Source organism: Streptococcus sp. Marseille-P7375, assembly GCF_902460365.1.
In the GTDB taxonomy this organism is placed as follows: Bacteria; Bacillota; Bacilli; order Lactobacillales; family Streptococcaceae; genus Streptococcus; species Streptococcus cristatus_I.
Genome location: NZ_CABPTR010000004.1, coordinates 103,390 through 125,634, shown reverse-complemented (window position 1 = coordinate 125,634; position 22,245 = coordinate 103,390). Strand labels below are relative to the sequence as shown.

Annotated in this window: 19 protein-coding genes; 10 read left to right on the top strand and 9 right to left on the bottom strand. The window is 40.4% G+C overall.

Annotated features, from left to right (window positions below; all coding sequences use genetic code 11):
• Window positions 1-17: 17 nt before the first annotated feature.
• On the bottom strand, window positions 18-1,535 hold the full coding sequence (malQ, locus tag FZ954_RS09405; protein ID WP_260470224.1) for a 4-alpha-glucanotransferase: 1,518 nt from the start codon (window positions 1,533-1,535) through the stop codon (window positions 18-20).
• Between the two features lie 318 nt (window positions 1,536-1,853).
• Between malQ and FZ954_RS09400 the strand changes: the two genes are divergently transcribed.
• The 6 genes from FZ954_RS09400 to pulA all read left to right on the top strand — a co-directional run bounded on the left by FZ954_RS09400 (window position 1,854) and on the right by pulA (window position 9,399).
• Window positions 1,854-3,119, top strand: a complete 1,266-nt coding sequence (locus tag FZ954_RS09400; protein WP_148878180.1) for an extracellular solute-binding protein — start codon at window positions 1,854-1,856, stop codon at window positions 3,117-3,119.
• 145 nt (window positions 3,120-3,264) lie between these two features.
• On the top strand, window positions 3,265-4,554 hold the full coding sequence (locus FZ954_RS09395) for a carbohydrate ABC transporter permease (protein ID WP_005591469.1): 1,290 nt from the start codon (window positions 3,265-3,267) through the stop codon (window positions 4,552-4,554).
• A 1-nt stretch (window position 4,555) separates the two neighbouring features.
• Window positions 4,556-5,398, top strand: a complete 843-nt coding sequence (locus FZ954_RS09390; protein WP_005592080.1) for a sugar ABC transporter permease — start codon at window positions 4,556-4,558, stop codon at window positions 5,396-5,398.
• A gap of 104 nt (window positions 5,399-5,502) precedes the next feature.
• Window positions 5,503-6,315 (top strand): DUF1189 family protein, encoded by an 813-nt coding sequence (locus tag FZ954_RS09385; protein WP_148878179.1) that lies wholly within the window; start codon window positions 5,503-5,505, stop codon window positions 6,313-6,315.
• A 9-nt stretch (window positions 6,316-6,324) separates the two neighbouring features.
• Window positions 6,325-7,308 (top strand): LacI family DNA-binding transcriptional regulator, encoded by a 984-nt coding sequence (locus FZ954_RS09380; protein ID WP_061910722.1) that lies wholly within the window; start codon window positions 6,325-6,327, stop codon window positions 7,306-7,308.
• Between the two features lie 15 nt (window positions 7,309-7,323).
• Window positions 7,324-9,399, top strand: coding sequence for a type I pullulanase (gene pulA, locus FZ954_RS09375; protein ID WP_148878178.1), 2,076 nt, complete (start codon window positions 7,324-7,326; stop codon window positions 9,397-9,399).
• A 128-nt stretch (window positions 9,400-9,527) separates the two neighbouring features.
• Here pulA and FZ954_RS09370 read toward each other — a convergent pair whose 3' ends face one another.
• The 5 genes from FZ954_RS09370 to hisS all read right to left on the bottom strand — a co-directional run bounded on the left by FZ954_RS09370 (window position 9,528) and on the right by hisS (window position 15,122).
• A complete protein-coding gene (locus tag FZ954_RS09370; RefSeq protein WP_148878177.1) occupies window positions 9,528-10,463 on the bottom strand; it encodes a YitT family protein in 936 nt (311 codons plus the stop codon).
• A complete protein-coding gene (gene aspS / locus FZ954_RS09365; protein WP_148878176.1) occupies window positions 10,450-12,204 on the bottom strand; it encodes an aspartate--tRNA ligase in 1,755 nt (584 codons plus the stop codon). Before aspS ends, FZ954_RS09370 begins: the two co-directional genes overlap by 14 nt.
• A 168-nt stretch (window positions 12,205-12,372) precedes the next feature.
• A complete protein-coding gene (locus FZ954_RS09360) occupies window positions 12,373-12,585 on the bottom strand; it encodes a hypothetical protein (RefSeq protein ID WP_148878175.1) in 213 nt (70 codons plus the stop codon).
• A 242-nt stretch (window positions 12,586-12,827) separates the two neighbouring features.
• Window positions 12,828-13,697 carry a hypothetical protein gene (locus FZ954_RS09355; protein WP_005591449.1) on the bottom strand — a complete coding sequence of 290 codons (870 nt, stop codon included), beginning with the start codon at window positions 13,695-13,697 and terminating at the stop codon, window positions 12,828-12,830.
• Window positions 13,698-13,841: 144 nt separating this feature from the next.
• Window positions 13,842-15,122 (bottom strand): histidine--tRNA ligase, encoded by a 1,281-nt coding sequence (gene hisS / locus FZ954_RS09350; protein ID WP_125383053.1) that lies wholly within the window; start codon window positions 15,120-15,122, stop codon window positions 13,842-13,844.
• Between the two features lie 184 nt (window positions 15,123-15,306).
• On the opposite strand from hisS, the gene FZ954_RS09345 reads away from it, so the two are divergent.
• Window positions 15,307-15,648 (top strand): metal-sulfur cluster assembly factor, encoded by a 342-nt coding sequence (locus tag FZ954_RS09345; RefSeq protein WP_005591447.1) that lies wholly within the window; start codon window positions 15,307-15,309, stop codon window positions 15,646-15,648.
• A 69-nt stretch (window positions 15,649-15,717) separates the two neighbouring features.
• Here the strand turns inward: FZ954_RS09345 and ilvD are convergent, their stop codons facing one another.
• A complete protein-coding gene (gene ilvD / locus FZ954_RS09340; RefSeq protein WP_371259085.1) occupies window positions 15,718-17,439 on the bottom strand; it encodes a dihydroxy-acid dehydratase in 1,722 nt (573 codons plus the stop codon).
• Between the two features lie 251 nt (window positions 17,440-17,690).
• Here ilvD and rpmF point away from each other — a divergent pair, with 251 nt between their 5' ends.
• The 3 genes from rpmF (at window position 17,691) to FZ954_RS09325 (ending at window position 19,298) form a co-directional block, all read left to right on the top strand.
• Window positions 17,691-17,873: a 50S ribosomal protein L32 gene (gene rpmF, locus FZ954_RS09335; RefSeq protein WP_000290416.1), complete on the top strand. Its 183-nt coding sequence runs from the start codon at window positions 17,691-17,693 to the stop codon at window positions 17,871-17,873.
• Window positions 17,874-17,888: 15 nt separating this feature from the next.
• Window positions 17,889-18,038, top strand: coding sequence for a 50S ribosomal protein L33 (rpmG, locus tag FZ954_RS09330; protein WP_001265622.1), 150 nt, complete (start codon window positions 17,889-17,891; stop codon window positions 18,036-18,038).
• Between the two features lie 732 nt (window positions 18,039-18,770).
• Window positions 18,771-19,298, top strand: coding sequence for a hypothetical protein (locus FZ954_RS09325; RefSeq protein ID WP_148878174.1), 528 nt, complete (start codon window positions 18,771-18,773; stop codon window positions 19,296-19,298).
• A gap of 194 nt (window positions 19,299-19,492) precedes the next feature.
• Here the strand turns inward: FZ954_RS09325 and FZ954_RS09320 are convergent, their stop codons facing one another.
• Both FZ954_RS09320 and FZ954_RS09315 read right to left on the bottom strand, forming a co-directional pair.
• On the bottom strand, window positions 19,493-20,935 hold the full coding sequence (locus tag FZ954_RS09320; RefSeq protein ID WP_148878173.1) for a HEPN domain-containing protein: 1,443 nt from the start codon (window positions 20,933-20,935) through the stop codon (window positions 19,493-19,495).
• Window positions 20,936-21,016: 81 nt separating this feature from the next.
• Entirely contained in the window at window positions 21,017-22,132 is a 1,116-nt protein-coding gene (locus tag FZ954_RS09315; RefSeq protein ID WP_148878172.1) for a hypothetical protein, read from the bottom strand.
• Window positions 22,133-22,245: the final 113 nt, after the last annotated feature.

Here is a 22,245-nt window from a genome sequence, read left to right as displayed (position 1 = left end):
TATTGAAATTTATTGTCTTATGAAAGTAAGTCAGTATTCAGACGACGGTAGACCTTAGTCAAATGATAAAGCTGACCTTCTACGATAGGGTTTAGCTCTTCAGCTGTCATCCGCCATGCCCAGTTGCCGCCAATTGTAGAAGGCAGGTTCATGCGGGCAGAGCCATCTAGCTCTAGCAAATCTTGCATCGTTGCGATAGCCATGTAGCTAACAGAAGCAAAGATTGTACGAAGCATTGCATGTGGCACCGTTTCGTATTCTTTGCGGTTAGTATACTGAGCCATGTATTCACGGGTTGGATCATCGATCTCATCCTTATACCAGCCCAATACAGTATTATTGTCGTGAGTACCAGTGTACATCACAGAGTTATGTGGCGCCAAGTGTGGACTATCGATGCTTTCATCATCTGGATTGAAAGCGAATTGCAGAATCTTCATACCTGGGAAACCAGTTCGTTCACGCAATTCAATGACTTCATCCGTCATGAATCCAAGGTCTTCTGCAATGATGTTCAAATCACCTAAAGCTTCTTTCACTGCGGCAAACAGCTTATAACCTGGACCTTTGACCCAGTGACCAGTAGCCGCGGTATCAGACTCAGCTGGCACTTCCCAATAAGACTCAAAGCCACGGAAGTGGTCGATCCGAACAATGTCGTAAATCTTAAAGCTTTCGCGAAGGCGCTCAATCCACCAAGCATAACCATCTTGATCCATGGCATCCCAATTATAAATTGGGTTACCCCACAATTGGCCAGTCTCTGAAAATTCATCTGGTGGGCAGCCAGCAACCTTAACTGGGCGGCCTTGCTTATCTGTCTTGAAGAAGTGAGGTTGAGCCCAGACATCTGCGCTGTCAGCAGCTACATAGATTGGCATGTCTCCAACGATCTCGATGTGATGGTCATTAGCATATTTCTTGAGTTCCAACCATTGTTTAAAGAAGAGATATTGAGTTACACGGTGGTACTCCAGCTTGTCTGCCAATTTCTCACGATAGCTAGCCAAGCTTTCTGGTTGGCGACGACGAATCGCTTCATCTGGCCATTCTGTCCAAGCTTTCAGATCAAAATGCTCTTTAACAGCCATGTATTCTGCAAAAAGCTCCAACCAAGCTGCATTTTCTGCAACAAAGTGACGGAATTTGTCAAGATCGCCAACTTTAAGGAAACGAGCAACCGCTTTTTCCAAAAGAGGACGACGTGCTTCAAACACTTTTGCATAATCTACAGCTTTTGGATCATCACCAAAATCAACACCTTTTAGATCTTCTTCTGCCAACAGGCCTTCGTCAATCAAGAAATCCAAATCAATAAAGTGCGTATTCCCTGCAAAGGCTGAGAAAGACTGGTAAGGAGAGTCCCCATAGCTAGTCGTTCCCAAAGGCAAGATTTGCCAATAACGTTGCTTCGTTCTAACTAAGAAATCCACAAAATCATAAGCAGACTGACCAAAAGAACCAATCCCGTACTTGCCTGGCAAAGAGGAAATGTGCATCAATACACCACTTTGTCTCGCTTTCATATGTAACACCTCAAAAATTTTTTCATGCTTGTTTCCTACTTTATTTAGCGAAAACGTTTGCGTTGCTTGAATTATAACCTATTTTTTTTTCAAGTGCAAGCTTTTTAAAAAACTTTTTTTATTTATTATACCATAGATTTCCATTTTCTTTCCTTATACATCGTTTAAATTAACACTCTTTCCTTAAAAATTTTTTAAAATTTTCTTAAAAACGCTTGCAAGCGTTTACCTTTTGTGCTAAAATTATTTTAAGTTCAAGAAAACGTTTGCGCTATGCAAGCGTGTTCTTAGATGGTATTATTTTTTTATTCTTTAGGAGGAATAATCATGAAAAACAAAATGTTGAAGAGCGTTGCTGTTCTCGGTACTGTTGCATTGGCAGGCTTCATCTTGACAGCTTGCGGAAGCAAATCTTCTTCAAGCAAGTCATCTGAATCAGGCGACAAGAACGTTACAGTATACGTTGAAGAGCAGTACAAGGCTTACATGGAGAAAGCTGCTGCAGCTTTTGAAAAAGAAACTGGTTCTAAAGTTACTATTAAAACTGGTGACCAAATGGGTGGATTGGACAACCTTTCACTCGACAACCAGTCTGGTAAAGCTCCAGACGTTTTGATGGCTCCATACGACCGCGTAGGAAGCCTCGGTACAGATGGACAATTAAACGAAGTAAAATTAAGCAAAGATAGTAAGACAGATAAAACTACTGAATCTCTTGTAACAACAGAAGGTAAAACATACGGAGCACCTGCTGTTATCGAGACTTTGGTAATGTACTATAACAAAGACCTGATCCAAAAAGCTCCTACAACATTTGCTGAACTTGAAGAGTTGGCTAAAGATAGCAAGTACGCTTTCGAAGGCGAAGATGGCAAAACATCTGCTTTCCTTGCTGACTGGACAAACTTCTACTACGCTTACGGACTTCTAGCTGGTAACGGCGGTTATGTATTCGGTGACAATGGTAAAGATCCTAAAGATATCGGTCTTGCTAATGAAGGTGCAATTAAAGGTATTGAATACGCTAAAACTTGGTATGCAAAATGGCCTAAAGGAATGCAAGATACTGAAGGCGCTGGAAACTTGATCCAGTCTCAATTCCAAAAAGGCAAAACTGCTGCTATCATCGATGGCCCTTGGAAAGCATCTGCTTTAAAAGAAGCTAAAGTAAACTATGGTGTTTCAACTATCCCAACTCTTCCAAACGGAAAAGAATATGCTGCTTTCGGTGGTGGTAAAGCTTGGGTTATCCCAACTGGTGCTAAAAACCCAGAAGTTGCTCAAAAATTCGTTGACTTCTTGACTTCAACTGCACAACAAAAAGCATTTTACGATGCTACTAACGAAGTACCTGCTAACACAGAAGCACGCGAGTATGCAGTAAGCAAGAAAGATGAACTGACAGACGCAGTTGTTAAACAGTTCCAATCAGCTCAACCAATGCCAAACATCTCTGAAATGAGTACTGTTTGGGATCCAGCTAAGAACATGCTCTTCGATGCTGTAAGCGGCAAGAAAGATGCTAAAACTTCAGCTGAAGATGCTGTTAAATTGATCAAAGAAACTATCGATCAAAAATTCGGCAACAAATAAGCAAGTTTAAATAAAGGGGTGGGAATTTTCCCTACCCCTTGTTTGATAGAATAAGGATTTACTCTATCTTCTAATAAGAAAAACTCGGATTAGGACTTGTACTTGCTGCAATTCCTCAATCTTTCTCGTATCTAAGGAGACTACAATGACAAAAAAAGATCCCAAACAAGCCATGTTGCGCTCCCTCATTCCAGGGTTGGGGCAAATCTATAATGATCAAAAAGCCAAAGGATACATCTTTCTTGGGGTTACGGTTGCATTCTTAGCTTATTTCGTAGCTATTGCCCTACCAGAAATTGAAAATCTCATCACCCTTGGTGAAGTCCGTGGTGACAACTCACTCTTCATGCTGATCCGCGGTGCCTTCCACCTCATCCTCGTGGTATTTTTCCTGATTTTCTATGGATTTAACTTGAAGGATGCTCGGACGGTTGCTAAACAGTGGAACAATGATTATCCTGTTCATACTACTTTGAAGGAAATGTTTGATGGAATCTATGAAAATGGCTTCCCTTACTTACTCATCATCCCTTCTTATCTGGCAATGACCTTTGCTATCATTTTCCCTGTATTGGTAACGCTCTTGATCGCCTTTACCAACTATGATTTCAAACACTTGCCACCAAATAAGCTTTTGGATTGGGTTGGCTTTACCAACTTTGCTAACATTTGGCAATTGAGTACCTTCCGTGCGGCCTTTGGTTCTGTCTTGACTTGGACTATCATCTGGGCACTGGCAGCCTCTACTTTGCAAATCGTAATCGGTATTTTCACTGCTATTATTGCCAACCAACCATTCATCAAAGGAAAACGCATCTTCGGTGTTATCTTCTTGCTTCCTTGGGCAGTTCCAGCCTTTATCACTATCCTGACTTTCTCAAACATGTTCAACGATAGTATCGGTGCCATCAACACTCAAGTCATCCCGCTTCTCAGCAAGGTTCTTCCCTTCCTAGATGGACATCTGATCCCGTGGAAGACTGATCCGACTTGGACTAAGATTGCTCTGATTATGATGCAAGGTTGGCTTGGATTCCCTTATATCTACGTCCTGACCTTGGGTATTTTGCAGTCTATTCCAAATGACCTTTACGAAGCAGCTTACATCGACGGAGCCAATGCTTGGCAGAAATTCCGCAACATCACTTTCCCAATGATCTTGGCAGTTGCGGCACCAACTTTGATCAGTCAATACACCTTTAACTTTAATAACTTCTCAATCATCTACCTCTTCAATGCAGGTGGTCCTGGTAGTGTCGGTGGAGGAGCCGGTTCAACCGATATCCTGATCTCTTGGATTTATCGATTGACCACAGGTACAGCACCGCAATATTCAATGGCGGCGGCTGTTACCCTCATCATCTCCATCATCGTCATCTCTATCTCTATGATTGCCTTCAAGAAACTACACGCATTTGATATGGAGGATGTATAAGATGAATAGTTCTGTTAAATTTAAACGTTTTATCAACCATAGTTTGACCTATCTCTACCTTGTAGTGCTTTCCATTATCATTCTCTACCCGCTCTTGATCACGATTATGTCAGCTTTCAAGACGGGGAATGTCGTGGCCTTCAAGCTAGACACAGACATCAACTTCAGTCTGGAAAACTTCTCTCGTCTCTTCTCAGAGACTCTATATGGTACTTGGTACTTTAACACCATTATCATTGCCGTCTTGACAATGATTGTCCAAACCAGTATAGTGGTACTTGCAGGTTATGCATACAGCCGTTACAATTTCATCGCAAGAAAGCAAAGTCTGGTTTTCTTCTTGATTATCCAAATGGTGCCAACCATTGCAGCTCTGACCGCCTTCTTCGTTATGGCGCTGATGCTCAATGCCCTCAACCAAAGCTGGTTCCTCATCTTCCTTTATGTGGGTGGTGGTATTCCAATGAATGCTTGGTTGATGAAAGGATACTTCGATACCGTTCCTATGTCTCTAGATGAGTCAGCTAAATTAGACGGTGCTGGTCATTTCAGACGCTTCTGGCAGATTGTCCTGCCGCTCGTTCGTCCAATGATTGCTGTGCAAGCTCTCTGGGCCTTCATGGGACCTTTCGGAGACTATATCCTCTCCAGCTTCCTTCTTCGTGAAAAAGAATTTTATACGGTTGCAGTTGGTCTTCGTACCTTCGTCAGCGATGTCAAGAATCAAAAAATTGCCTTCTTTGCTGCCGGTGCGATTCTCACTGCCCTTCCAATCTGTATTCTCTTCTTCTTCCTGCAAAAGAATTTTGTATCTGGTTTAACAAGTGGTGGAGACAAGGGATAATCTTGTCCCACCCTGTTTTTGATTTAAAGACAATTATAGTTATATGGCAGCCAATAAGTTCTTTATTGGCCACCACCTGATTATAATTTTAGAAAGAGGCAGCTATGTTACCTTATCCTTTGAATTATTTTTCGAGCTTGATTGGTTTTAGAAGAACTTTCGCCAATCGTCGGATGCTTAGCTGGTTCCAGCTCATCTTTACCAGCATCTTTTTGATTTCTCTGTCTTTGATTCCCGTGGCCGTTCAAACAGCATCTTTGACGAGCTATGCTCTGGATACTTTTGTTGATAAGGCATTTGACACTCTGGATGAAGACGTGATGATTGACTTTGACCATCATGCCCAGATGAAAGACCATGTGCTGACCACTGAAAATCCTGAAGGGATTCATCACAATACCGCTGGGACTGTCATTATCGGCCATCACGAGGAGCTCAAATTAGGCAAGGAGCTGACGCTTTACTTTGACAAAGAAAATCTTAAAATCACTAAAGAAGGAAAAGAACTGGCCAATATCCGCTACCAAGCCATTGACCAGAAGGCTCTAAAAAGTAAAGAAGCCCTGACCAAAGCCATTTCTAAAGACTGGTTCCAACAAAACCGCTTGGTGATCAGCCTCTTTCTAGTCCTCTCCGCAGGCTTCCTCTTTAGCATTAACTTTGCCTTTCTAGCACTCGGTGCTTCCTTCTTGCTCTATCTGACCAAGAAATCACGGTTATTTTCTTTTAAAACCTTTAAAGAATGCTATCATTTTATCCTCAACTGCCTAGGATTACCAACGATTATCGGTCTTATCTGCGGCTTATTTGGGCAAAGTCTGCCTACGATTATCACCGTTCAAAATATCTTGTTTGTTCTTTATTTGGTGATTATTTTCTACAAAACACATTTTCGTGATGAGGATTTCAGAAATTAGGAGGTTATTATGCGCGTTACGATTAAAGAAGTAGCGAAACTAGCGGGTGTGTCTCCCTCAACGGTGACACGCGTCGTACAAAACAAGTCTACCATCAGTGATGAAACAAAAAAACGCGTCCGCGCTGCTATGAAAGAGCTGGACTATCATCCAAATCTCAACGCTAGAAGTCTGGTCAGCCAATCAACCCAAGTCATCGGTCTGGTGCTGCCCGATGATTCGGATCTTTTTTACCAAAACCCATTCTTCCCAACTGTCTTACGAGGGATTTCACGCATCGCATCTGAACATGACTATGCCATTCAGATTAGTACTGGACAGGACGAAGAGCGTCGTTTAGAAAATATCAAACAAATGATTTTCGGAAAACGCGTCGATGGTTTGATTTTTCTCTATTCTAAGCCAAACGATCCGCTGGTTGACTTTGCGATTAAAAACCAATTTCCTTTCTTGATTTTAGGGAAAGCAGTGTCACCATTTGTTTCTTTGGTCGATAATGATAATATCAAGGCTGGCTACGATGCAACCAAATATTTCCTAGATCAAGGTTATAAAAAAATTGCCTTTCTAGCTGGGAATAAAGAGCTTGTCGTATCCCAAGACCGCTTTACCGGCTACAAACAAGCCCTAGAAGAAGCAGGCATCCCTCTCGATGAAAACATCGTCAAGTTTTCTTTCGGTTTCCTCTTGGAAGATAGCAGTTATAAGATTATGGAAAAGATGCCTATTCAGGAAATCGAAGCCTTTGTGACATCGGATAGTATGGTTGCCGAAGGGGCTCTCCACTATCTCAAAGACATTGACTACCGCTTCCCGATTATCACTTTTGACTCTATCAAGCCACGCATCAACGTGGATGCCTACATTAATATCAATACCCTCGAGTTGGGGAGGGAATCTTTCCGTACCTTACTCCAAATCATTAAAGATAATAAGGATGACAAGCATACTTGCTATCGCCAAGTCATCCCCCACAGCATTCTTACTCGTTAGTTAAGGAGAAATTTCATGGTTTATCGTATTTTCCAAGCCTACTTAGATGATGAAAATAACATCACTATCGAATTGGAAAAGTCCTTTGATGCTTATTCTATCCACTTTACTCTAGAGGACAAGCATAGCTCTAGTCCTTTGACCATCAAAAAAATTGAGAATCAAGAACATCAGATTGTCTACACCCTTTCAGTCAATGACCCGATTGATTTGACTGAATCCTACACAGTCTATGATCAAGACCGCAATCACACCATTCTCCAGTATCGTCACATTGTCCAAAAGCCAATTTTTGATGAATTATTTAGCTACCAAGAAAGAGATTTGGGAGCTAGCTATAGCCCTCAGGCAACAGATTTCAAACTGTGGGCGCCTATTTCAGAAAAAGTCTTGCTGCATCTGGAAGAGCAGGTCATTCCCCTCCAAAGGCAAGATAGGGGTGTCTGGCATACGCAGGTCCTTGGAGACTTAGAAGGCAAGGCCTACTACTATATCCATAAGGTGAACGGAAAATGGGTAGAAGTACATGACCCCTACGCTCTCTCTTCAGATGCCAACTCTGGTCATAGTTATGTCATTGACCGCAAAAAGATTAGCAGACCTATTCGTCGGGCTGCCAGCCAAGTAAAACCAACAGAAGCCGTTATCTATGAAATGAGCGTGCGTGATTTCTCCATGCAAAAGGAAGCTGGTTTTTCACAACCTGGTAAATTTGCTTCTCTGTCCGAATCTCCAACCGTACACGGCCAGACCTTTGGTCTCAAATACTTGCAAGATTTAGGCATTACACACGTTCAGCTTATGCCAGTCTATGACTTTGGCAGTGTTGACGAAAAACACCCCGAACTCGTTTACAATTGGGGCTATGATCCCGTCCAGTATAATGTTCCTGAAGGCAGCTTCTCAAGCGACCCACACAATCCCTATAGCCGTATCTTTGAACTACAAGACGCGATTGCAGCTTATCACCAGGCTGATATGAGCGTTATCATGGATGTCGTCTACAATCACGTCTATGAGGCAGATGCCTATGCTTTTGAGAAGATTGTGCCAGGCTACTTCTATCGTCTCGATGAACAGGGCCTACGGACAAATGGCACCTTCTGTGGAAATGATGTAGCCAGCGAAAAAGCTATGGTGCGCCATTATATCCAACAATCTGTCCAACAATGGGTTAGCCTCTACGGCTTTGATGGTTTTCGCTTTGACCTGATGGGCATTCTCGACATAACCACCATGAAGCAAATCGCTCAGGAACTAAAAGCCATTCATCCCAACATCTACCTTTACGGAGAAGGTTGGCAGATGCCTACTGGTCTTGATAGTGACCTTCTGGCTCATCAGTTCAACGCTGAACAACTACCTGAGTATGGATTCTTCAGCGATCATTTCCGTGATACGATCAAGCAAACCATCGCCCAAGGTAGCCGACTGGAGAAAGAGCATGCGACCAGCTGGCTAGAAAATGTCCTGACAGCCAATGTCGGCTTGACAGGAGAGCCACATTTCCTAGCGCCTCATCAGGCAATCAACTATGTAGAATGCCATGACAATGCAACGGTGTTTGATTATTTTGATATTCAAAATCCAAATATCAGCCTACGTCAGCGCCTAGCTAACTCTCGCCTAGCATTGCACATCGTTCTCTTAGCGCAAGGAGTTCCTTTCCTCCACAGCGGGCAGGAATTTTATCGGACCAAGAATCTGATTGACAACACCTACAACCTGCCTGATGATGTCAACAAGCTAGACTGGCTGCGCTCACTTCACTACACTGAAGACATTGAATTTTTGAAGCAACTCATTGCCTTTAGAAAGGCTCATCCGCTTTTGACTCTGACAACTAGCTCGGCTATTCAAAAGGCTTGTCAGGTCAAATGGCTCAGCCCTATCCTCCTTGAATATAAGATTCAAAAAGACAAACAAGCGCTGACTATTTTGATTAACTTTGGTACTGAAGCAGCGACTTATGAAAATAAAATGAAGCAAAGCATTTACCTTCAGTATCCGCACATTAACGCTAAAAAACCAATCGCCCCGCTAGCAGACTCTTATACAGTTCCTGCTAAGCAAGTCTTGGTTTTGAAATAAAGTAAAAATATAAAAAGGAACAGGTTCATTTTGGATGGGAAAACATCCAGCTGAACTTGTTCCTTTTTTATGTATAAATGGAAGCATTGAATTTGAGTAAGATCCACTAGCAATGCCGTTAATCGAGACTACTCTTCTACAAATCTTCCTAAAATATGTACATTGTCAGATACAGAGACAAAGGCTGTCGGATCTGTCTGCTTCATGATGTACTTAAATTCGTTAAATTCAGCACGCGTAATAACTGTAATCAGCACCGCCTTTTGCTCGTGATTGTAAGTTCCCTCCGCCCCATTGATAATAGTCGCACCGCGGTGGAGCTTGTGGTGAATCTTGTTAATCACTTCTTCAGGATGACTGGTGATAATCATGGCCTGCATCCGCTTTTGCTTGGTAAAGACAGCGTCCGTTACACGGCTCGATACAAAGATGGTAATCATCGAGTAGAGAGCGTATTCCCAACCGAAGGTCAAACCAGCAATCAGCATAATAATACCATTTACAATCAGGGAGATACTGCCTACATTACGGCCTGTTTTCTTGCGAATGGTCAAGCTAACAATATCCGTCCCTCCACTCGAGATGCTTGACTTGAGGGCAAAACCGATCCCTGTCCCCATGACAGCTCCCCCAAACAGGGCATTGATAATGGGATTGGTCGTCAATGTCACTTCTGGCACAAAATGGATAAAAAGCGAGCTCATCGAAACAGTGATAAAAGTAAAAACAGTAAATTTATGCCCGATTTGGTACCAAGCCAAAATCATTAGTGGAATGTTGATCGCATAAAAAGTAATGGAAACTGGAATGGTAAAGCCGATAAAACGACCACTCAAAGCCGAGACAATCTGCGCCAGGCCCGTTGCACCACTTGAGTAGACATGGCCTGGCTGAAAGAAGAAATTGACCGCTACTGCTGAGAGGAAGCCATATACCAAAGAGGCTGAAAATTTCTCATCGTATTTTTCACGCGAAATACTTTTCAGGACTTCTAGCAACTTGACATGATAGGCAAAGCGATGAAGATAATAGCGAAAAAGTTTCCGCAAACTAGTCTTTTTCATGTGATTCTACTTGTAAACTTAATTCCTCTAATTGTGCTGGAGCAACCAAGCTTGGTGCTTGCGTCATTGGGTCAGTAGCCTTGTTATTCTTAGGAAAAGCAATGACTTCACGGATATTTTCTTCACCAGCTAGAAGCATGACGAAGCGATCCAGACCCAAGGCCAGACCTCCATGTGGTGGGAAACCATAATCCATAGCTTCTAGAAGGAAGCCGAACTGGTCTTGCGCTTCTTCAGCTGAGAAGCCTAAGGCCTTAAACATACGTTCCTGCAGATCTTTTTGGTTGATCCGTAGGCTACCACCACCTAGTTCATAGCCATTGAGTACGATATCATAGGCAACCGCACGAACCTTGCTCAGGTCTCCTTCCAGCTCCTGCTCAGAATCTTTTTGAGGCAGGGTGAACGGATGGTGGGCACTCATATAGCGGCCCTCTTCTTCAGACCACTCAAACATTGGCCAATCTACGACCCACAAGTAGTTAAATTTAGCGGGGTCAATCAAACCTAATTCCTTGCCTAAACGGACACGAAGAGCGCCTAGAGCTGCATTGGCAACATCCAAGGTGTCTGCCACAAAGAGAACCAAGTCGTTTTCTTCTAATTGTAAAGCAGTTGTCAACTCACTTGACAGGTCTGTCAAGAACTTAGCAACAGGACCAGTCAGCTCTCCATCAACTACTTTCACCCAAGCAAGTCCCTTAGCTCCATGCTGCTTAGCTTGCTCTGTCAGCTTATCAATGTCTTTACGCGAGTATTTGTCAGCCGCATTTTTCACTACAATCGCTTTGACAGCCGGCGCCTCAGAAAAGACCTTGAAATCAACACCCTTGACAAGTTCTGTCAAGTCCTGCAATAACATGTCAAAGCGAGTATCTGGCTTGTCGCTACCATAGAGAGCCATAGCATCGTCATATTTCATACGTGGGAAAGGCAAGGTCACTTCAATGCCCTTGGTTTCCTTCATGACACGGGCAATCAAGCCTTCTGCAATGTCTTGGATTTCTTGCTCAGATAAGAAAGAAGTTTCTAAGTCAACCTGTGTAAACTCTGGCTGACGGTCTCCACGCAAGTCCTCGTCTCGGAAACACTTGACAATCTGGTAATAACGGTCAAAGCCAGCATTCATCAAAAGCTGCTTGGTGATCTGCGGGCTTTGAGGCAGGGCGTAGAAATGACCTTGGTTGACCCGGCTCGGCACCAAATAATCACGCGCCCCTTCAGGCGTTGACTTGGTCAAAAACGGTGTCTCTACATCGATAAACTCCAGCTCATCCAAATAATTGCGGATGGAATGAGTCACTTTAGCACGCAACTTGAGATTTTCCAGCATTTCTGGGCGACGCAGATCCAAATAACGGTAGCGCAAACGCGTATCATCATTAGTTTCAATCCCGTCCTTAATCTCAAAAGGAGTCGTTTTAGCAGTATTCAGTACCGTCAGACTGTCTACGTGAAGCTCTACACTTCCTGTGGCCAGCTTATCATTGGCCTGCTCACGCGCAGCTACTTTACCAGTCACCTCAATAACAAACTCGCTGCGCAGACTCTCAGCTGTCTTCATGACCTCATCTGAAACACTCTCAGGATTAATAACTAGCTGCATAATCCCTTCACGGTCACGCAGATCAATAAAAATCAAGCCTCCCAAATCGCGACGGCGGGCAACCCAACCTTTCAAAGTAATTTCCTGACCGACATGCTCACTACGAACACGTCCCGCATACATTGAACGTTTCATCTTTACTCTCCAAAATTTTAATTCTGTTACTATTTTACCACAAAGAGCCTAGGAAAGCCCCCCTACCTGTCCTTTTTCTGAAAAAAATTAAAAACCTTCATTTACATTGCCCACTTTTATAAAAAAGGTCTGGAATCAATATTCTCAGACCTCCTAATTTCATATAGACTATTCCTTTTTCTTCCCATCCTCATAAAGACTAGGAGCCAGCATTTTTGTCACCATGGCTGTCAAAAAGCGAAAGGCTCCAGCTGCCAGACCAAAAATCGGCGCCAAAGCACGGAAGAAAAAATCCCCTCGCATAAAATAACAGAGCAGACCCGTTATCACAAATAAGGCCACTCCCTGCACCACAACCACTAATAATATTTTCTTCATCATTCCCTCGACTTTCTATAGACTATTATAGCATAAGCAAGGATAGTTGGGACGAAAAGTTTTATGTTATTGGAAGAGTAGCAGAGTGATGTGGTTAAAAAGAAAAGTACTTAAACATACTTAGGTGGAAATAAAATCATTCATATCCTCCATCAATTCAAGCTAGTTGAAAAATAAAAGTCTGAGACAAAAAGCCCCAGACCCGTTATCTATATAAATGAGATCCTAAATCTTATTTCAAACTATTAGATCTTTGATTTATCGGAAGATGAAGAGGAGCTTGAGTCAGATTTAGAGCCAGAATCGGTTGATTTGTTTCCTTTACGGGTTTCCGCACCATTTGCTGAATACTCATTTACAAACATTGATTTACGCAATTCAATAAAGTTTTCGTCATTGAGAATATAGCGACCCTCTTTTGTCTTCGTTAACTCCATTGTAAACTCACGTGGCGCAATGTAGCCAAAGTCTTCATTCATACGGTCAAAAGCATAGTAGAAGAGGAAGTTATTTACCAAAGCCAAACGTTTCTCAAGATCTGGATCCGTTGAGTCTTCCAAGGCTTTTACATCTTCAATCCCATTTTCAAACAGACTAGCTTTGGTCATATTGATTAGATTGGCCAAATCACGTGTCGCAATCGCACGACTCTTAAATGTTACAGTGGCTGTTTCTCCATCGTCTTCAACCTTAGTAATTTCAAAATCATCGCCAATCGTAGCCAAGACTTTAAAACGTGCTTGGTCAAATAGCTCTAAGATTTTTGATGGAGGGAATTTTTCTGTCTTCAAGTCAAGTGTATAGTTTTCTTCTGGCGTATATTTAGACAGATTTTCATCAACGTAAGACTGAGTAATACCTTTCTTCCATTTGTCAACAGAAGTTCCCATCAAGGTCGTGAAACCTGAAGAGTGATCGGTAAAGACTGCACGCAAGATAATATCTGCGTCTTTTTCAATCCGCTTTTCATTGGTTTCTTTTTCTGATGTAGAAGATGAAGACTGCTCTGTCTTCACGTTTTCAGCGTTCTTCTTCTGTGGTTTTGGGAGGGCCGAACATGCTCCCAACAAAAGAATACAAGCAGGCAATACGCCAAATTTCATCAATTTTTTCATTTTTTCTCCTTTATTTATGTAAGAGTATAACCATTATACCAAAATATTATCAATTTGTTACAGTATTTGCTCGCCGTGTAACAAAAATGTAATGTTTCGAGATTCCTTAAAGAGCTCGGCCTTTAAGAAAGAATAAGTTTTTCTCTAACAACCTAATTCTTCGAGAACAGCCTGATAGTTTTCTTGAACTTGATCCAGTCCAACCACCACTTCTTGACGAGTCGCATTATTCTTCACGGTGACTTGGTTGCTTTCGATCTCACTCTCACCTAAAGTAATGATGGTCTTCGCTCTGAAAGCATCTGCTGACTTGAACTGAGCCTTGAGCTTGCGATCCAAATAGTCTCGCTCGACCGCATATCCTTGATTGCGGAGAGCCTGTACCAGCTCCAAAGCACTGCGATTAGCAGCTTCACCTAGAACGGCAATATAGGCATCCAAACCTGTCTCAAGTGGCAGAGCTACTCCCTGTTTTTCTAAAATCAAGAGGAGACGCTCCATTCCCATACCAAAACCAAAGGCAGGGGTTTCTGGCCCACCGAAATAGTCAACCAAGCCATCATAACGGCCACCCGCACAGATAGTTAGTTCGCTGCCTGCCACATCAGTCGTAAACTCAAAAATCGTATGATTGTAGTAGTCCAGACCGCGCACCATATTGGTGTTAATGACATAAGGAACCTCCAAAGACTCTAGCATTGAGCGGACAGCCGCAAAATGCTCCTGGCTCTCCTCGTCCAGAAAGTCCAAAATCGAAGGAGCCTGCGCAACAGCTGCTTTATCTTCTTTTTCCTTCGAATCCAGCACCCGTAGCGGATTTTCCTCCAAACGACGCTGGCTATCCTTAGAAAGACTATCTTTCAGCGGAGTCAAATAATCAATCAAGGCCTGACGGTAGGCAGCTCGACTCGCTGCATTGCCCAAACTATTCAGTTGCAGCGTCACCTGTCCAATTCCAATTTCCTTGAAGAATTGAGCCGCCATAGCAATCGTTTCTGCATCTGTCGCTGGATTTTCAGAGCCGAAGCACTCCACCCCGATTTGGTGAAATTCGCGCAAGCGACCAGCCTGAGGCCGCTCATAGCGGAACATAGAGCCCATATAATAAAGCTTAACTGGCTTTTGAACCTCTGGCGCAAAGAGCTTGTTTTCGACATAAGAACGAACGACCGGTGCAGTTCCTTCTGGTCGTAGCGTGATATGACGGTCTCCCTTATCGTAGAAATCATACATTTCCTTGGTCACGATGTCTGTCGTATCTCCAACAGAACGACTGATGACCTCATAGTGCTCAAAAATCGGTGTCCGAATTTCCGCATAGTGGTATTTTTTAAATGTCTTACGAGCAAACTCCTCCAGATACTGCCATTTAGCAGATTCCTGAGGGAGGATATCCTGAGTTCCTTTAGGTTTTTGTAATTTCATTTTCTAATCCTCTGCAACTATATAATATCTATTATTTTACCATAAATCAGATGTTTTGAGGAGTTAGAGCAGAAAAATTCCCTCCAAGAGACTAAATCCGTTTTCATTCGCCAGAATTTCTTGAAAAATTGTCAGAATTATGAGAAAATAAGACCACTATTTTATAAAGGAAGAAGGACAGAAGATGAGAGACGATATCAAAATCAATGACCGAGCCGCAGCTATCCAAGAAGAATTAATTAAGAAACTCGAAACGATTTACGATCCAGAGGTCGAGCTTGATGTCTACAATCTCGGGCTCATCTATGAAATCAATCTTGACGAGACTGGCCACTGCAAGATTGTCATGACCTTCACAGACACAGCCTGCGACTGTACCGAGACCGTTCCCATTGAAATCGTCGAGTCCCTGAAGCAAATCGAGGGCATCGAAACTGTCTCCGTTGAAGTCACTTGGTCGCCCGCGTGGAAAATCACTCGTATCAGTCGCTTTGGACGAATTGCGCTGGGGATTAGTCCTAGATAAGATGCTGAACATTCATCTAAATTAATAAACCCGCTAGAAAAACTAGCGGGTTCTTTTGTCATATATAGGCTATTTTTTACCTGTTTCTTCTGGCTTCCAGAAGTCGGTAACAGCACCTTTAGCAGCAGAGGATACCATATGGGCATATTTACCAAGTACACCGCGGCTATAAAGCGGTGGAATAGTTGTTTCTGCTTTGCGTTTTTCAAGTTCTTCTTCAGAAACTGCCATGGAAATTTCCTTGGTATCTTGGTCAACCGTGACCATATCGCCTGTACGAAGATAGGCAATCGGGCCACCATCCTGAGCTTCCGGAGCGATATGTCCGACAACGAGACCGTAGGTACCACCTGAGAAGCGGCCGTCTGTCAAGAGGGCTACCTTATCTCCTTGCCCTTTCCCTACGATGATAGAAGAAAGTGACAGCATTTCTGGCATACCAGGCCCACCCTTTGGACCAACATAGCGAACCACGACTACATCGCCATCCACTACTTCATCGGCCAGTACCGCATCAATAGCGGCTTCTTCTGAGTCAAAGACCTTGGCTGGTCCGACGTGACGACGAACCTTCACGCCAGAAACCTTGGCAACTGCACCGTCTGGAGCTAGATTCCCATGCAAGATAATCAATGGACCATCCGCACGTTTTGGATTTTCAAGCGGCATGATGACCTTCTGACCTGGTGTCAGATCAGCAAAGTCAGCCAAGTTTTCCGCCACCGTCTTACCTGTACAAGTGATGCGATCGCCATGTAGGAAACCATTTGCCAGCAAGTATTTCATAACCGCTGGGACACCACCGACATTGTATAGGTCTTGGAAGACATACTGACCAGATGGTTTCAAATCCGCCAAATGCGGCACGCGCTCTTGAATGACATTGAAATCATCCAAGGTCAGCTCCACATTGGCCGCATGAGCAATGGCCAACAAGTGCAGAGTAGCATTGGTAGAGCCGCCCAAAGCCATGGTCACTGTGATCGCATCTTCGAAGGCTTCGCGAGTCAGAATATCAGACGGCTTAAGCCCCATTTCCAGCATCCGGACAACTGCTCTACCAGCTTCCACGATATCGTCCTTCTTATCTTGAGATTCCGCCGGGTGAGAAGAAGAACCTGGTAAGCTCATCCCCAGGACTTCAATAGCTGTCGCCATAGTATTAGCTGTGTACATACCGCCACAGCCACCAGGGCCAGGGCAGGCATTACACTCGATGCGGCGCACTTCCTCAGCAGTCAAATCGCCATGGTTCCACTTCCCGATGCCTTCAAAAACGGAAACCAAGTCAATATCCTTGCCATCGAGATTTCCCGGTGCAATAGTTCCACCATAAGCAAAAATGGCTGGAATATCCATATTGGCAATGGCAATCATGGAGCCAGGCATATTCTTATCACAGCCCCCGATAGCGACGAAGGCATCCACATTATGTCCGCCCATGGCAGCTTCGATAGAGTCTGCGATGATGTCACGTGATGTTAGAGAGAAGCGCATGCCCGGTGTTCCCATGGCGATCCCGTCTGCTACGGTAATCGTACCGAACTGAACAGGCCAAGCACCTTGTTCTTTTACTCCTTCCTTGGCTAGTTTACCAAAATCATGTAGGTGAATATTACAAGGCGTATTTTCTGCCCAAGTTGAAATCACTCCGACAATTGGAGTTTCAAAGTCCTTATCTGTCATTCCTGTCGCACGAAGCATGGCGCGGTTAGGAGATTTGACCATACTGTCATAAATCTTACTTCTGTGGCGTGTATCTAGCTTATCTGTCATGTCTTTCCCTTTCATTGTAGTCATCTTTGTGCTTTATTATACCACACTTATGCTCTATTGGATAGAAGAAAATTTTTAAATTTTCAGAATATTAGAATAATAATCCAAAAACAGGCGCAACTGCTAAAAAGCTTTGCTATTGTCAAAAAGAAAATCAAAAATTTCTGTCAAGTAACTTTACTTTACAAAAAAGTTTTGTTATACTGTTAAAGTTGATGAAAATCATGAGATTGCATCGAATTACATTCTAAAAGGAGAAACAAGCAATGGCAGTACCTGCACGTCGCACTTCAAAAGCGAAGAAAAACAAACGTCGTACACACTACAAAGTAACAGCTCCATCTGTAAACTTTGACGAAACTACTGGAGATTACTCACGTTCTCACCGCGTATCACTTAAAGGATACTACAAAGGACGTAAAATCGCTAAAGCTGCTGCAGCTGAATAATAGAAGGGAGATACCATGCGCGTAAATATTACACTTGAACACAAAGAATCTGGTGAACGCTTGTACCTTACTTCTAAAAACAAACGTAACACTCCAGACCGTCTTCAATTGAAGAAATACTCACCAAAACTTCGCAAACACGTTGTGTTTACAGAAGTGAAATAGTGGGTCATTACGTTTCAGTAGAAACGAAAAACCATGATTTAACGCGATTCTTGAATTTTCGAATTTCAATGTATTGCAATAAAAATCACCTGAATGACTACATTTTTGACTACATTTTTTGTGAAATAAATTTAGAAATTCGGATATATGAAAAGAAAGAGGAACTCCACACACGGATTTCCTCTTTCTCTATATTTTCATTCCTAAAACTAATAGAAATAGCGTAGTCTTTTCTATTAGTTATGGAATCAAAAGGGGGTGTCTACCCACTTTCACTAAAGATAATCTACATTACTTAAAAAAGAATAGTCTTAGAGCAGAGAATTTTTCATTCTCTGCTCTTTTTATTTTACAATCATTCTTATCAACTTGGATATTCAACTATTATACTTTTCCAAAATAATATTCCATTTTCCATAATCAAATTTTTTTAAAAAAAAATTGAGTTTTTTATTTTTATTTTTGTCATAAAATTCATTGATTGAAAGCTCTAGTAGAATAGACTTAGCAAGAAACTTTAATAAAAGTTTCTTGACTAATAAATTTTTATAGTCCTAATTGATGGCCATTAAAGTGGACGGATTGAAACTAATATGAGAACTCTGACAATAAAAGTCAAGTTCTGCATATATCTGTTTATCCGTTTCTTTGATGTGCCTTTTTACATCTGTTCGGTATTCAATATGGTTCATAACAGTTTCTTTCCGTGCCAAGGACGAGAGGAAACAGAAAATGCTATATAAAGAAATAGTGACATCAATTTATACTAAGCTCTTAGGAAAAGCTATTAAAAATCAATTAACTGCAGCGCATATCCTTCAAAATCAAATTGGTTATGATGAATTTGATGGAACGGTTGTACTACTTTCTGAAACGTCGGTTGGAGAAACTCTCAAAGGAAAACGAAATATGAGTTACAATGCTATGTTTGCCTTTCAAGCAACACTTAATTATCAAACACCTAAAGAATTATTTTTACAGGATGACTTTTTCAAAATTCAATTGTTATCTCAGTTAACTACTCTTATTTTAAATGATCCTAGCTTTAACGATACGATTTTAAAACGAACTCTAAACCAAAAAATTAGCGATCATTACAAAGAAGATACTCAATATTTTATTCAGTCTAACAAGAAGTTACTTTTCGACTCTCTCTCAAACTTTTTTCCTGATTTTCCCGATGAGTTAAGCTCTTATGAGATCGCTGAGAGATTAACGGATTGGCTTACTGAATTTGCTTGTTTAATATCACAACTGTGAAAAGTGTACTATCAGAAATCATGACAGTACACTTAATGAAAGACTAAAATAATATCTCAATTGTATAGGTTTAACAGCTTCCTGAATTTCAGGGAGCTGTTTTAAATAGCAATCATAATTTTTGTTAGCACCATATATTATTCGGTTCTGTATTATAATCACGAACAAAAACTATTAAGCTGCTTGCTTTATCTTTAGAAATTCTTATATTTATATTTCATATCCAATTCTTGATAGATATAATATCTCAAAACTTCTTGAAGAAGCAATTTCGTTTCATACATCTCACTGATATCTGTTATCATTTCTGGATATTTATCTTTCGAATCGCCATGAGTATAGTAATTACGTGTTTGAGTTAATTTTGCTATTAGTAATTCTCTCTCACTATTCGAAAAAATTTTAGACTGATTCAGTTCATCTATTGAATCAAATAAATCTTTCAACCGTTCAGAAAGGTTAGGCTCTTTCTTATTAAATTTCAATCTATTTCTAAACTTACCTCTAACCTCTTCTAAAATATGTGTGTTTATAAAATCAAACAAAGATTGTTTCGCTTGTTCTTCAACATTTGATAAATTTTGCGAAATTTTAAAATCCTTAAAATTTCTAGAATACACTTCTAAATTCCTAATAGCATCAACTAACTGATCTTCTAAGTATAGGTCACCATGAAGATTTTTTGAAAATTGCCTCACTATAAACTCAAGTTCCTCGGATTTATCAAACCAATGATTTAAAATGTGTTCAAAATTATCTTCTAATTTCCTCAAAGAAATATCTTGCTGGGAATACGATTTCCATCTTTTAGATTTTCTAGAATGTTGTACAAAGAATTTTCCTTTTATAAGTGGCAAACGTTTACCACCTATCATTTTATAACTAACAAAAAATTCAATATTAGTAAAAGACAATGGTATATTTGATAAAATCTCAATAAATTCCTTAAACTTACGTGAAGCTTGATAGAATTTATCAAAATATCTTGTATTTAAATCCGCTGAAGTAAGTTTGATAAAATAATCACTTGTAAATGACCCTGTTGTGAACGAAGAGTATAGGACCGGCATATCTTCAAAATTCATTCCCAATGATTTTATTAACACTTTTGTTGATTGATATTCATTTATTGCACTCTCAAAAATAGTTTTATTCTCATCACGCTTAATAGTCACCAATGATTTTTCAATCCATTCATCAATATGTTCGAAACTAAATCTATATTCCTTGATTTCTTCAGAATCTAATTCATTAATTAAATTTTTAAAGACCTCAGAACTATAATCAAAATTTTCAAGCTCATTATAAAATACACTGTAAATTTTAAAATTTTTTACTCTATATCTAGTTATCGGAAATCCAGGAGATGAGGAATGTACCATTGGCTCACCATAAGTATTTAAAATTAAAATATTACCACTACTAGAGAAACCATATATCTTTTCCAAATGCTTACCAAAACCGAATGAGATACCTGTTTCCTCTTCAAATTCACCAAATAACTCTAACACAATTTCCCTCGGAGAATAGTGTAAAATACCGCTCAAGTTATTCTCACTAACAATAGCATCGGAACGTTCTGAAAAATACCCCTTTATCTCAAACTCTTTATCCCAAGTGTAATCTTTGAAATTCATATTATCCTTTCTAACTGTTATTGAAAAATCCTTCACAGTCTTTCCAATCCTAATTTTATGATGGTAATAACATTACTTATATTAAACTAACTTCCAGTTATCATTATCCGAGTTATCAATCAAAATCTTTCTATGACTACTCAACAACTCATCACTCACAAAATATTGTCCCAATCGTTCTACAAATCCACACTTCTGACAAGTATAAAGATAATCTTCTCTCATTTCATTTACTAAAACTGTATTGAATTCAAATGGATTGCCACACTCATCACAGGTCATACTCAGATAGTCACTGTTAAATATTAGATCAAGAATATTCTCTAGTTCTTTATTATCGGCCTTTGATAGTGCTAATATTATCTTCAAATTTCTGATATATCGATTAAACTCTGATGTTTCTTTGTCTATATCTATATATTTTTCAAAAATAGCAAAAATGACCTCTACCAAATATATTAGAACATATGGAATTTTTTCGTAGTACAAATTCCAAAAGTCATCCCAAATCTTATCATCTGCAAATATAAAATTAAGATTTTGCTTCTCTGTAGGATAATTTTTATTTCTAGTCACTAAATGAATTGATTTATCAAATGCACTGGTCAAACTATTTTCGGCCTTTCGATTGTATACAACATCATACAACAATTCTGGATTTATTAATTCTTTACTAAAATCAAGTGAATTATCTTCAGACTGAACTAGCTCCTTAACCTTCGAAAATAGGTTAATAACCATTTCTTTTTTGCTTTTTAAATCACTAACATCGTATTCTTCAGGGCTTCCGTATTGTACTTTTTCTAAAAATTTGTGTGGTCGAACCAGCATCCAACTTAAATAAAATAAATTATCCTGTAATGGTTTTCTAGCAAGTGAAAATGCGACAGTAACTTTTCCCCGCTCTATACAACTCAATGATTCGAAGAGATAGTAATTCAAATCTCTCAGAATTGAAAAAAATATATGCGGTATAAGAACTCTCTCAGAAATTTCTATGTCTCTTTGTCTTTCTAGTTCATCGAATAGGTCAATTTTATCATCTATTTTATTTGTAAACTCAAAAGATAAACTTGATAATTGATATTTATCAGCTTTGACCAATATATCAACTAATATATCATACAAATAAAGCATTAACTGATGACGTTTTCTATACTTTCTTGGTAATAATTCTGAGATATATGATTTGACCAATACTACTTCCTCAATTCTTTTTAACTATCAATAATGATATTATACCCCAAAAATATGTAGTATTTGTCTAAAAAAGTTTCTATACAACTTAGTACTACTCAGATTATATTTTC